We start from the raw sequence: 11,975 nt of genomic DNA, 5'->3' as shown, positions 1-11,975 counted from the left end.
GAGCGCCGAACGGCATCCTCGCCGCGCGGGGACGAATACGTCCGCAGCGGGTGCGGGACAAGGAAAACCTTCAAGACGAAATCGCTAAACCGATGGAAAATGGTGACGGGCCTCGTCCTTGCGCGCGCTCGCCAAGGATACGGCTTTTTCCTGCCTCCATACGACGAAGCCGAGCCACGCCAGCACCGCCCCGGCCGCCGCGAAAATCCAATGGAACGACAGGAAAGCGCCCAGACCGCCGCCCACGAGCGGACCGATCATCGCGCCGGTTTGGTTCGCGCTCGCGGTAAGGCCGAACGTACGCCCTCGGAATTCGTCGGTCGTTTGCTTCACCATCAACGTATTGACGGAGGGAACGATGCCCGCCATAAATAATCCGAAGCCGAATTGAACGGCGACGAACCACCAGAGATCCTGAATAAAATATTGCGTCGCCAGCGCGAAACCCGCCCCGGCGAAGCAAAGGATCAAGACGCCCGGGAAGCCGCGCCGCTCGCCCGCCCGCCCCCAAAACGGCGACGCCACGATGCCGGCGATGCCGATCAGCGCGAAGACGAAGCCGGAGACGAGTGCCGCCTTCTCGACGCTGCCCTGCAAGTCGGCGATATGCAACGTCAGCAACGGCTGAATCATATTGTAAGCCATTTGGAACGCGAGAAGAAGCAGCAGCAAGCGCAGCAGCGTCTTATGCCGAAACACGGAGACGAGGTCGTCCCGCACCGAAGAACGCTTGGCCGCGAGAGCGGGCCTTCCTTCCTTAACGGTAAAGACGACCGCGAGCGTCGCGCCGAGGATCAGCGCGCCGGACGCGACGAACGACATTCGCATGCCGAACCATTCGGCGAGCAAGCCGCCGAGCGCCGGCCCGATAATGGCGCCGGACATCGTGCCGGCCTGCATCATGCCGAGGCTCCAGCCCATCTTGTCCTTCGGCGCGACGCTCGAGACGATCGCCATCGAGGCCGGGACGAAGCCGCCGACGAAGCCGTGGAGCAGCCTGACGGCGACAAGCTCCCAGGGGCTGCGCACGAAGGCGATTAACGCGTAGATGGCGGCGAGGCTGAGGCCGGCGCGAATGACCATCTTCTTCCGACCGTACTTATCGGCGACGGAGCCCCAGAGCGGCGCCATGATCGCCCCGACGAGGAACGCCGACGAATGCACGACGCCGGCCCATACATTCACGGCGGCGTCCGCGACGCCGAGCTCGTACAAGAACAGCGGCAAAAACGGAACCGACATCGTATAGCTCGCGCTGCACAACAGCACGCCGAACCATAAGATCCACATCGTTCGTTTCCAGGCTTCCATCGTGCGGCAACACTTCCGTTTTCCAGAGATGGCTTCACTATACCCCCGTCGACCCGGCCGTTCAACCTGCGTTCCCCTATGGAAAACATAGAAAAAAGGCCGTCCCGGAGGACAGCCTTCCGATTATGCCCGGATTCGGACGTTCTCGATGTTTTTGCGAAGGAGAGGGATCCGAGCGAGCGTCATTCCGCTTCGTCTTGCGCGTCTTCCGATTCGGCTTCCGATTCGTCCGCCGCCGCCGCTTCGACCTCCGCCTCCTCGATTTCGAACTCGACCGCCGTTTCCGCTTCTGCCGCCGCCTCTTCGCCCGACTCCGCCGCCGCTTCCTCCGCTAAAACTTCTTGATTTTCCGCTTCGCTCATTGGAAATCCCTCCTAAGGATCGCTTAGTTTCCCTAAGCGTGTCCTCAGTATAGCAAAGGAGCGGCGAGGATTTTGTAAAACGGTGTCGGCGGCTAGATTACATTTCGATGACAAGCTTTACGCGCGAACGTCCGACGTGTCCAGCGGCTTGAGCCCCGCTTCGATGCGCTCCCGCTGCGCCTCGAAATACGGAGGCAGCGACAGCCGTTCGCCGAGACGCTCGTAAGGCTCGTCGCCCTCGAAGCCCGGACCGTCCGTGGCGAGCTCGAACAAAATGCCGTTCGGCTCGCGAAAATATAGCGATTTAAAATAGTAGCGTTCTACGAAGCCGGAATTGGGAAGACCGATTTCGTTTAAGCGCGTTACCCATTTGCGCAGCTCCTCTTCGTTTTCGACGCGGTAAGCGACATGATGCACGGCGCCGCGCCCCGAACGCTCGCGCGGAGCGTCCGGGAGATGCACGAGATGCACCTCGGCGCCCGTGCCGCCTTCCCCGGTTTCGTATACGACTACATCCGGCCGGCCCGCTTCGGCAGCGGGGTACGTCCCCTTGCGACGATATCCCATCACCTGCGTCAGTACGAGCTCGGTTTGCTCCGGACGGGACACGGACAATTCCACCGGCCCGAGGCCGCGAATGCCGTGCTCGACCGGCACCGTGCTCTTGTCCCAAGGAGTCCCGGCGTCGACGCCTTCGTTCCCTTCGTCGGAGACGAGCGCCAGCCGCTGCCCTTCCGGATCGCGGAACGCGAGTACGGCGCGGCCGCTTCGACGGTCGACGTCGTCATGCTCGACGCCGAAGCGCTCGAAGCGCTCCTTCCAGTAACGGATGGTTTCGTCGTTCCGCACGCGAAGCATCGTCGTCGTGACGGCGTTCGCGCCCGGCGCGAACGGCGCGGCGCGCGGAATTTCGAAGAACGTCAGGTCCGTCCCCGGATTGCCTCGTTCGTCCGCGTAAAACAAATGATATACCGAAGTATCGTCTTGGTTGACGGTTTTCTTGACGAGGCGCATGCCGAGCGTTTTCGTATAGAAATCGTAGTTCCCTCTCGCGTTTGCGGTAATCGCGGAAACATGATGCTGTCCTTTCAACGGCAAGAGCGTAACGGTCATCGTCGCCCACCTTCCTTTGCGTTTCAATTATCTCAAATTTAAAGTATTTAGATCAGTATAGTACTTTCTTAGCTTTCTGTAAACAATACTTTTGTATTCGAACCTCTCTTAAAGGTGGAAAATATATGAACCCTGTACCGATCGCCGACGCGATCCGAAGCGACGCCGTACCGCTCAGCGGGCCGGACGATTACGCAGCCCTTGCGGATGCGGCCGCGGACGCTCGATTCGTCCTGCTCGGCGAAGCGTCCCACGGCACGTCCGAATTTTACACCGGCCGAGCCGCGTTGACGAAGCGTCTCGTCGAAGCGCACGGCTTCCGATATATCGCCGTAGAAGGCGACTGGCCGTCCTGCATGGCGCTGAATCGATATGTGAAACGCGCGCCGGACGCGCCCGCGACGCTGGAGGAAGCCATGCGCGCGTTCGAGCGTTGGCCGTCCTGGATGTGGGCCAACGAAGAAATCGCAGAACTCATCGAATGGCTGCGCGCCTACAACGACGCCCTCCCCGCCGCCGAACCGAAGGTAGGGTTTTACGGGATCGATGTGTACTCGCTTTGGGAATCGCTCGACGAGATCGTCGCATATCTCGAACGTACGCAATCCCCCGCTCTCGAACAGGCGAAGCAAGCGATGGCCTGCTTCGAATCGCATCTGCGCGACGAACAATCGTACGCCGTATCCGCAGGACTGTACGGGGAGGACTGCGAGGATGACGTCGTTGCGCTGCTCGCCCGGATTCGCAAAGAAAAGCACGCGTCCGGCTCCGCGCCGAACGATGCGGAAGCCGCGTTATCCGCGGAGGTCAACGCGCTCGTCGGCGTGAACGCCGAAGGCTATTATCGAACGATGGTTCGGGGCGACGCGCAATCTTGGAACTTGCGAGACCGGCATATGGTCGACGCGCTCGACCTCGTCGCGACGTTTTACGGAGCCGCGTCCAAGGGCGTCGTGTGGGAGCACAATACGCACATCGGGGACGCTCGCGCGACCGACATGGCGCGCGAAGGCATGGTCAACGTCGGCCAGCTGACGCGCGAGCGATACGGCGCGGAGAACATATTCGCGATCGGCTTCGGCACGTACCGCGGCACCGTCGTCGCCGGCGCGTCTTGGGGAGCGCCCCTCGAAATCATGGCGGTCCCGCCTGGACAGCCGGGCAGCTGGGAACACGTCCTGCACGAAGCCGGCGCCTTCGACAAATACGTGCTGCTTCGGGAACATCCGGAGCCGTACCGAAGCGCGATCCCGCACCGGGCGATCGGCGTCGTCTACGATCCGAGGCGGGAGCGATTCGGCAATTACGTGCCCTCGGTCATCGCCGAAAGATACGACGCGTTCGTGTACTACGACGAATCGCAGGCGCTTCGCCCGCTTCCGGCGGCGAGAGGAACGGTGACGGCGCGATAACGGCGCTTGCGCGCAACGAAAAAACCGCACGAATCGTCGTAACTGCGACGAGTCGTGCGGTTTCGTTATGCGCTTATGCGCAGCGATTGCTTTACGCCTGCTTCGCTGCTTGAATTTCGATCTCTACCTTGACGTCGTCGCCGACGAGGAAGCCGCCCGCTTCGAGCGCCGCGTTCCATGTCAAGCCGTAATCGCTGCGCTTGATCGTTCCCGCCGCTTGGAACGCTGCCTTCACGTTGCCCCAAGGATCTTTGCCTTCGCCGCCGAATTCGACCTTGAACGTCTCGGAGCGCGTCACGCCGTGAAGCGTCAGGTCGCCTGTTACGTCGTATTCCCCGTCGCCGCTCTTCGCGATCGTCTTCGCGACGAACGTCAGCTTCGGGTGGTTCTCGACGTCGAAGAAATCGGCCGTACGCAGATGATTGTCGCGATCCGCGTTATTCGTATCCACGCTGGCGAGGTCGACCGAGAACGAAATTTGGGCCGTCGTCAGGTCGCTCGGATCCGCTTGGATCGAAGCGTCGAAATTTTTGAAGGAACCTCTGACTTTCGAAAACATCATGTGCTTAATCGTAAACGAAACGCTGCTGTGTGTCGGGTCCAAGGCCCAGGTGCTCAATGCCATTGCTTTGTTCCTCCTGTATATTATATATCTCAAATTAGTGATATTTAAATTTTATTCGAATTTGAGATTTACGTCAAGCCCCGTTTTTGAAAAGACGCCCCGCCCCCCTCCCCGATGTGTTACGATAGAACGTGGACCGCGCTCGTCTGCGGTCCGCGAACCACAAGGAGAGGAATTCAGGAACCGCGCATGAAGACACTCGTGATCGCCGAGAAGCCCGATATGGGTCGAAACATCGCGTCCGCCATCGAGCCGCGGGCGACGAACAAGCGAACCTACCTCGAGGGCGAACGCTATATTATTACCTGGGCGATCGGCCATCTCGTCACGCTCGCCGAGCCCGACCATTACGACGACAAATATAAGAAATGGAATCTCGAGCACCTGCCGATCATTCCCGAATCGTTCCGTCTCATTCCGAACGAGAGAACGAAAGATCAGCTCGCCGTCATCGCCGACCTGGCGAAGCGATGCGACGCGATCGTAAACGCCTGCGACGCCGGACGGGAAGGGCAGCACATCTTCGCGCTGATTCAGCGGTATCTCCGGCTGACGCACCCGGTGCGGCGGCTCTGGATCTCCGATTTGACGCCGGAGACGATTCGCGCGGGCTTCGCCGCGCTTAAGGACGCCTCCGAATACGACAACTTGACGAAGGCGGCGAAGGCCCGGAGCGAAGCGGATTGGCTGATCGGCATGAACGGCACGCGGGCGTTCACGACGAAGTATAACGTGCTGCTTTCGGTCGGGCGCGTTCAGACGCCCGTCTTGGCGCTCGTGTACGATCGCCAGCTCCAGATCGAAGCGTTCGGCGCGACGAAATATTACGAAGTGCATGCGATTTTCGAACAGGACGGCGTAAAGTACAAAGGGATCTGGCAAGGCGAACGAATCCTCGCCCGCGATGCGGCCGAACGAATCGCCGCAAAGACGTCCGGGCGTCCCGGTCGCATCGCCGGCTACGAGGTCAAGGACACGAAGGAATATCCGTATCGCCTCTTCGACTTGACGCTGCTGCAGCGCGAGACGAACGCCAAATACGGATTTTCCGCCAAGAAAACGCTGGACGTCGCTCAAGCCTTGTACGAGAAGCATAAAGTCATATCTTATCCGCGGACGAACTCGAATTACGTCAACGAGCAGAATATCCCGGAGATGCACCGCGCCCTGGACGCGCTGCGCGGCTCCGCCTACGACGCTCTCGTCGCCGGCGCCTCCAAGCGGTTCGTCCACAAGGGGAACGCCAACGTATGCAACCCCGCCAAGGTCGAGGATCACCACGCGATCCTGCCGACCCATAAGCGGCCCGGATCTCTCTCCCCGGACGAACAGAAGGTGTACGATCTCATCGTTCGACGGTTTCTTTCTCACTTCTACCCCGCTGCGGAGTACAAGCAGCACAGCGTGCTCACCGAAGTCGAAGGCGAGACGTTCAAGACGTCGGTGAAGCAGCTGCTCGACCTCGGCTGGAAGGTCGTCTACGCCGATCTTGCCCCGGATAAGAAGAAGCCGCGCGGCAAGGCGAAGGAGGACGACGAGGAAGAAGAGACGGAAACCGATGCCCCCTTCTCGATCGACGCGTCCGCGGACGTTCGGAACGTCGTCTCCGAGGTGAAGGAGAAGGAAACCCAACCTCCGAAGCCGTACACGGAAGGAACGCTGCTGAAAGCGATGGAGAGCGCCGGCAAGCAGATCGAGGACGACGATCTCCGCGAAGCGATGAAGGATTCCGGCCTCGGAACGCCGGCGACGCGGGCGGCGACGATCGAACGGCTGAAGCAAGTCGAGTATATCGAGATGCAAGGCAAGCGGATCGTTCTTACAAAGAAAGGACGCATGGCGATCGAACTGATCCGCGGCGCCGGCGTCGAGCTGTTGACGTCGCCGGAGATGACCGGCCATTGGGAGCGGCGGCTGACCGAAATCGCCCGCGGCGCCGCGGCGGACGACGCCTTCCTGGCGAAGGTAAAACAATTCGCCGCCTTCATCGTCGACAAAGTACGGGCCCAGGCAGGGCTCTCCCGATCCGCCTTCGAGTCGGAGCGACCCGCCCCCGCCGCCCGCGGCGCGGCGAAGCGTCCGGCCGGCGCGGCGAAGCGTCCGGCCGGCGCGGCGAAAGCGTCTCGGAGCGGCGCGCCCGCCCGACCCGCCGCCGGCCGGACGAAAGCGCCTGCCGCGGAAGCCGGCACGATCGGCACTTGTCCTCGAGCCGGCTGCGGGGGAACGATCTTCATGGGGCGCAAAGGGTACGGCTGCAGCCACTATAAGTCAGGCTGCACGTTCGTCATTTGGAAGGAGAGCTTCGGCCGCACGCTGACGGACGCGATGGTCCGCTCGCTCGTCGAGAAAGGACGCACGGCGAAGCTGAAGGTAAAGAACGAACGCGGCGAGCCGGTCGAAGCGCGCATCGTGCTGCGCGACGCGAGCACCGGCGGACTGGATTTGGAATTATAAACGTGAGGAACGACGCGCGCCGCCCCGGCACAAGATTTACTGTGCGAGGCGGCGCGCGGGCGTTCAGCGGAAGACGAGCGAGTCGATCGCGGCCTTCATCCGTTTTTCGTTTTCGGGCGTCAATGCGTTCTTATATTCATCGATCCTGACGGTAAACACCGTTCCGTTCTTTTCGAGCACATACGTAGTGGTACGCAGCGCGCCGGCGCCTTCCGCGGTCGTGTCGATGACGATTTTCTTCGCTTGCGCGCCTTTGAACGCGACGATGGCGTTCTCCGCGACGACGACGTACTCGTCGTATTCCTTATAGTACTCGATGTATTCTTCTTCGAAGGCCGTGACTTCTTCGAACGTCGACAACGTATCCGCCTCGATCGTGAGCGTCCCCCCGCGGTACTCGAAGATCGCGCTCTCCTCGGTGCTGTAATAGCTTTCCTCCCAATACGCCGGAACCGCGATCGAGTAGCCGTACGTATCGTTGTCGTACGTTTCGGTCGCCCACATATCGATGTCGTAGGTATCGCGGAGGTACCCGAAGTTTTCGGAAGCGACGTCCGCGTCGAGCCGTATCGAATCGACGATCCTCCCGATCGTCTCCTCGTTCGCCGTCCGATTGGCTTTGTCATAGAAAAACGAGAAATTGTATTTATATTCGCCTTTGATTACATAAATGTCGTAGGTATCGGTCCACTCGCCTTCCAGCGTCTCCGACCACCGGCGGACCAGCGCGTCCGCGCCGTCGACCGTGCGGCCTGGAAGCTTCGCGATCTCCCGATACGGGGGAAGCAGCTCCTGCGCGAAGCGGCTCTCGTGGCGCTGCGCCCACTTTTCCAGCGTGTCGCCCTCTTCCTTCGAGCTCATCGCAAAATACAGACTGAACGCGTAATCGGGCGAATAAAAGCTAAGGCTCGTAGCGTCGGACTCCGCCGTCCAATCGGCCGGCAGCTCGAGGGAGATGCCGTACAATTCGTCCGTATGTACGATGTACCCGCCTTTGATCGCGGAGACGTCCTTCATCCCGGTGTCGCCAGCGTCGTACGTAGGCCGGAAGCTGTCGATCAGCGCTTGATACACCTTCATCTTCGCTTCGTTCTTATAGTTCGCCTCGGCGTATACTTCGAAGGAGTACAAATACAATACGCCGTCCTTCAAGTAAAGCCGATCCTCGAGATACGTGCCGCCCGACGTGCGGGAGACGATCTTCGCGTAAGGCGCGTCGCCGGTCGTTACGAGCCGTTCGTCCGTGATCGTGCCGCCGTAAATATATTCGCGCAGCTCGGCCAATAGGCCGCTCGCTTTCAAGTTCGGCTGCGTCGTATCGACCGTGATATCGATGCCGTATTCCCCGTTCGCGTCCGAGAAATAAATCCATTCTCCGTTCAGCGCCTGGTAATCCTCGACGAGCCCGGACGGATAATCCATGGACCAGCCCCAATGGCTGTCCCCGATGCGCGTCTTGCCTTCGTCGCCGAGGAGGACCTCGCCGTCCTCGCTTCCGGAAGCCGCGAGGTCGCCCGTAATCCGTATCGTCTGCGCTCCGTCCGACTCCGTAAATTGCACGTCCGCTCCGAACGTTTCGGAGATGAAGCGGACCGGCACCATCGTCGTGCCGTCGATGAGCTGCGGCGCGCTCGGTATCGTCCTTGCTTCTCCGTTCACCTTCGAGACGACGCTGCCGATGTGCAGCTCGATGCGTTGGCCGCCATAGACGAGAACGATCCCTTGCGTCTCCGGAATCCATTCCGGGTCGGAGGCGAACGCGGCGGAGATGACCCGAAGCGGCACGAGCGTAGAGCCGTTCGCGAGGACGGGCGGCTTCACCTGCAGCTTCTGTCCCCCGACGACCGCCTCCGAACTGCCGATCGTCAGCTCGACCTCCACCCCGACGCCCGACGCCGCGGACGCGACGGCCGAACCCGCCGACCAAAGCAAGGCGGCCGCCGCTACGATAATGAGATAATGCTTCCTCATGTTTGTTTCCTCCACACGTATCATTAAGGGTGGTCCTGCAGTACGATCGCGCGCTGCACGATATCGCCGTTCGACAGCATCGTCGCCGTCACCTTCGCTCCGGGTAAATATGACTTCAGCGTCTCGTTCACGTCGACCTGCGTCGAGACCCGCCGCTGGTCGATCGAATACAGCGCATCGCCCTTCCTCACGCCCGCCTTCGCGGCCGCCGACGCAGGGTCGACCCACGTCACGGGCATATGAACTTAAATTACCATGATTGATAGATTCCCACAATGTATTCTCGCGCAAATGTTTCGCGCGCGTCCGCGTCAAAAATTGCGTCTCGTCCCCGACCGTGCCGTGGAATGATACGAAATATACGTGACAGATATCTCGAAAATATGTTACATAATGCGACTCTGTATCCGCTTTCGTCCCGATTGGCTTCCGCCTCGTCCTTCGGGTATGATAAAGACACCCCTTGACAGAACGGAGGCAACCGAACATGGGCGTGAAATTCAACCGCGAGTATAAAGAGATCGTGACGGATTTGGCCGGCGCCATCGGATCGATCGAAGACAGCTATGAAGCGTTCGAGATGGCCGCGGACGATTGGTCCGCCTTGGACGAGGCGGAGCGCGCCGAATATTTGCGAACGCTTGCCGACGACGTGTTTTACGGGCTCGGCTCGTCCTCGAAGCTCGGCATCGGCTCGGGCGCGATCGAATACGACCCGGCCAATCACGTGCTTAAAGTGTATTCCCCCGACAACGTCGTGCGTCTGATTAAGCTGATTTAGCCCGCAGCGCCGAAAAAAAGGACGTCCGCCGATGCCGGCAGGCGTCCTTCTTGCATTTTCGAATTACAGGCAGGCTTAGTCTCTTTCGTAAATCGTCCCCGTCCGGCTGACGAACAGCTCGGAATACACCTTCTCCGCGTAAGCGTCCGTCATGCCCGCGATATAGTCGGCGACCATCCGCTCCCACGGCCATTTGTCCTTGTGCTGGCGATAGCTTTCGATCCAGTCCGGGGGCAGAATCAAGCGCCCGGTGTCCACGTCGCTGAAGCTGTCCCAAAGCCGCCTCACGATGATCTCGTTGCGCTTCTGCAGGCGTTGCACGCGCACGTCCTTAATCATCGTCACCCACGCAAGCTTCTTTAAAATTTCCATCGTCCGGAGCAGGTCGAGGTCCTCGGCCCCGTCGCGCACGAACGTGACGCGCTTCCACCCGATCTCCGCGTCGTCGATAATGCCGACTTGGTTCGCGAATTTCCCGACCCACCGGGCTTTGATCTCCCGTCTGGCGCGGGACGCCTCTCTGCCGCATTGGAGGTAAATTTCTTCCCATTGCCGGCAATAATCCGACAGGACGCGGCGCACCATCGACTTCCGGTCGACTTCGTCCCACCGCACGCCGCTGTTCCCGGCATCGTCCACGATTTCCTGCACGACGTTGTCGACGAGCCGTTCGTCCTCGAAGAAAATCGGATTCATCTGGATTTTCCCCGCCCGCATGCCGTCCTCGATATCGTGCGTCGAATAGGCGATGTCGTCGGATAAATCCATCAGCTGCGCTTCGAGCGTCGCGATCCGCTCCGGCATGCCCCAGACGTCCCGAAGCTGCTGAATGCCTTCCCACTCCATCCCGTAGACGCCCTTCAACCGCCCCGGCTCCTCGATCGATACCGGGTATTTATTAATGGCGAGCAGCACGGCGGCCGTCAAGTCGAGCCCTCGCTCGCTGCCCGCTCGCTTCTCCAAAAACATCAAAATGCGAAAGTTTTGCGCGTTGCCTTCGTACGCGAGTCCGTGCCGTTCCCGCAAAATCGCGTTTAACACTTCTTCGCCCTTGTGCCCGAAGGGCGGGTGCCCGAAATCATGCGCCAAGGCTGCGCATTCGACGACCTCGGGGTCCATCATAAGGCCGGGATGCTCCTTCTTGCGAAGGAACGGGTACGTCTTTCCGAGCCGGCGCGCGACTTCCCTAGCGATCTGCGACACTTCGAGCGAATGCGTCAGCCGCGTGCGGTAGTAATCGCCGGTGCCCGCGCCGAACACCTGCGACTTCCCCTGCAACCGCCTGAAAGCGGGCGATTGGATCAGCCGGGCGTAATCCTTCTCGAATTCGTCCCGGTCTTCGCTGGACAAGGCGTTCTCCGTATCGAACAAGCGCAGCTTCCGAATGTTCATGCCGATTCCCCCGATGTCTTCCCTTCCTATACGGTATGTGTTCGCCAAGAGGGAGGTTCCTGCCGGTCCGTAGACCAGTGTAACCAATTATAACACGATTCCGGGATAGGAACGTAAACCCGACATCCATTCCGGAGGGACCGGCCTTCCTTCGCCGAAGCACGTCCGCCTGGTTCGACGGCCGGTTCATCGACCGATGTAACGGTCGACGCCTCGGTCGATTCGCCGCTTCCCGGCTACGCTTGCCGCCGCGAAGGACGCATCGCTCGACTCCAGCGGAGAGGCGCCTTCAAGGACCGGATTACGGCGAGGCACTCCGTCAGCGCGATCGCTTCCTCGCGAGTCTCGTACCGCCAATACGCATCCAGTACGTACATCGCCGGCGATCCTTGCCATTGTACGACCGCGGCCGCTCCCCGGTCCGCAGACGTTTGCAGTCTGGCCTGCAGCGCGTCGATGTCCGCGGAGGCGTCGCCTTCCAGGCGGCTGTCCGCCAATCCTACTCTGTAACCCGCATACGCCCTTTCCGTGATGTGCAAGTTCATCTCTCGTTC

Annotated in this window: 11 protein-coding genes; 3 read left to right on the top strand and 8 right to left on the bottom strand. The window is 60.5% G+C overall.

The features are described from left to right. Positions 1-84 precede the first annotated feature (84 nt). From VEZ38_RS11050 to VEZ38_RS11040, 3 genes are all read right to left on the bottom strand, one after another. Complete coding sequence (locus VEZ38_RS11050) at positions 85-1,311, bottom strand: MFS transporter (protein ID WP_324893416.1); 1,227 nt, start codon at positions 1,309-1,311, stop codon at positions 85-87. Positions 1,312-1,493: 182 nt separating this feature from the next. Then, positions 1,494-1,673 (bottom strand): hypothetical protein, encoded by a 180-nt coding sequence (locus tag VEZ38_RS11045; protein WP_324893415.1) that lies wholly within the window; start codon positions 1,671-1,673, stop codon positions 1,494-1,496. A 117-nt stretch (positions 1,674-1,790) separates the two neighbouring features. Then, complete coding sequence (locus tag VEZ38_RS11040; RefSeq protein ID WP_324893414.1) at positions 1,791-2,786, bottom strand: ring-cleaving dioxygenase; 996 nt, start codon at positions 2,784-2,786, stop codon at positions 1,791-1,793. Positions 2,787-2,911: 125 nt separating this feature from the next. Between VEZ38_RS11040 and VEZ38_RS11035 the strand changes: the two genes are divergently transcribed. After that, positions 2,912-4,198, top strand: a complete 1,287-nt coding sequence (locus tag VEZ38_RS11035) for an erythromycin esterase family protein (protein WP_324893413.1) — start codon at positions 2,912-2,914, stop codon at positions 4,196-4,198. A 91-nt stretch (positions 4,199-4,289) separates the two neighbouring features. On the opposite strand, the gene VEZ38_RS11030 is transcribed toward VEZ38_RS11035, so the two are convergent. Beyond that, positions 4,290-4,823, bottom strand: coding sequence for a YceI family protein (locus VEZ38_RS11030; protein ID WP_324893412.1), 534 nt, complete (start codon positions 4,821-4,823; stop codon positions 4,290-4,292). A gap of 189 nt (positions 4,824-5,012) precedes the next feature. Between VEZ38_RS11030 and VEZ38_RS11025 the strand changes: the two genes are divergently transcribed. Beyond that, positions 5,013-7,277, top strand: coding sequence for a DNA topoisomerase 3 (locus tag VEZ38_RS11025; protein ID WP_324893411.1), 2,265 nt, complete (start codon positions 5,013-5,015; stop codon positions 7,275-7,277). 63 nt (positions 7,278-7,340) lie between these two features. Here VEZ38_RS11025 and VEZ38_RS11020 read toward each other — a convergent pair whose 3' ends face one another. Both VEZ38_RS11020 and VEZ38_RS11015 read right to left on the bottom strand, forming a co-directional pair. After that, a complete protein-coding gene (locus VEZ38_RS11020) occupies positions 7,341-9,248 on the bottom strand; it encodes a copper amine oxidase N-terminal domain-containing protein (RefSeq protein WP_324893410.1) in 1,908 nt (635 codons plus the stop codon). Between the two features lie 23 nt (positions 9,249-9,271). Then, positions 9,272-9,487 (bottom strand): PDZ domain-containing protein, encoded by a 216-nt coding sequence (locus VEZ38_RS11015; protein ID WP_324893409.1) that lies wholly within the window; start codon positions 9,485-9,487, stop codon positions 9,272-9,274. Positions 9,488-9,735: 248 nt separating this feature from the next. Here VEZ38_RS11015 and VEZ38_RS11010 point away from each other — a divergent pair, with 248 nt between their 5' ends. After that, positions 9,736-10,029 carry a hypothetical protein gene (locus tag VEZ38_RS11010; RefSeq protein WP_324893408.1) on the top strand — a complete coding sequence of 98 codons (294 nt, stop codon included), beginning with the start codon at positions 9,736-9,738 and terminating at the stop codon, positions 10,027-10,029. Positions 10,030-10,104: 75 nt separating this feature from the next. Here the strand turns inward: VEZ38_RS11010 and VEZ38_RS11005 are convergent, their stop codons facing one another. Both VEZ38_RS11005 and VEZ38_RS11000 read right to left on the bottom strand, forming a co-directional pair. Further along, complete coding sequence (locus tag VEZ38_RS11005) at positions 10,105-11,421, bottom strand: dGTP triphosphohydrolase (RefSeq protein WP_324893407.1); 1,317 nt, start codon at positions 11,419-11,421, stop codon at positions 10,105-10,107. A gap of 236 nt (positions 11,422-11,657) precedes the next feature. Continuing rightward, positions 11,658-11,966: a hypothetical protein gene (locus VEZ38_RS11000; protein WP_324893406.1), complete on the bottom strand. Its 309-nt coding sequence runs from the start codon at positions 11,964-11,966 to the stop codon at positions 11,658-11,660. Positions 11,967-11,975 lie beyond the last annotated feature (9 nt).

It is taken from the genome of Paenibacillus sp. (assembly GCF_035645235.1).
Classification (GTDB): Bacteria; Bacillota; Bacilli; order Paenibacillales; family YIM-B00363; genus Paenibacillus_AE.
This window is presented reverse-complemented; position numbering and strand designations above follow the sequence as displayed.

Excerpts from the sequence above, each read along its gene's own strand:
- VEZ38_RS11035 (WP_324893413.1), top strand. The coding sequence starts at position 2,912 with ATGAACCCTGTACCGATCGCCGACGCGATCCGAAGCGACGCCGTACCG.
- VEZ38_RS11030 (WP_324893412.1), bottom strand. The coding sequence starts at position 4,823 with ATGGCATTGAGCACCTGGGCCTTGGACCCGACACACAGCAGCGTTTCG.
- VEZ38_RS11005 (WP_324893407.1), bottom strand. The coding sequence starts at position 11,421 with ATGAACATTCGGAAGCTGCGCTTGTTCGATACGGAGAACGCCTTGTCC.
- VEZ38_RS11045 (WP_324893415.1), bottom strand. The coding sequence starts at position 1,673 with ATGAGCGAAGCGGAAAATCAAGAAGTTTTAGCGGAGGAAGCGGCGGCG.
- VEZ38_RS11015 (WP_324893409.1), bottom strand. The coding sequence starts at position 9,487 with ATGCCCGTGACGTGGGTCGACCCTGCGTCGGCGGCCGCGAAGGCGGGC.
- VEZ38_RS11010 (WP_324893408.1), top strand. The coding sequence starts at position 9,736 with ATGGGCGTGAAATTCAACCGCGAGTATAAAGAGATCGTGACGGATTTG.
- VEZ38_RS11050 (WP_324893416.1), bottom strand. The coding sequence starts at position 1,311 with ATGGAAGCCTGGAAACGAACGATGTGGATCTTATGGTTCGGCGTGCTG.
- VEZ38_RS11020 (WP_324893410.1), bottom strand. The coding sequence starts at position 9,248 with ATGAGGAAGCATTATCTCATTATCGTAGCGGCGGCCGCCTTGCTTTGG.
- VEZ38_RS11040 (WP_324893414.1), bottom strand. The coding sequence starts at position 2,786 with ATGACCGTTACGCTCTTGCCGTTGAAAGGACAGCATCATGTTTCCGCG.
- VEZ38_RS11000 (WP_324893406.1), bottom strand. The coding sequence starts at position 11,966 with ATGAACTTGCACATCACGGAAAGGGCGTATGCGGGTTACAGAGTAGGA.
- VEZ38_RS11025 (WP_324893411.1), top strand. The coding sequence starts at position 5,013 with ATGAAGACACTCGTGATCGCCGAGAAGCCCGATATGGGTCGAAACATC.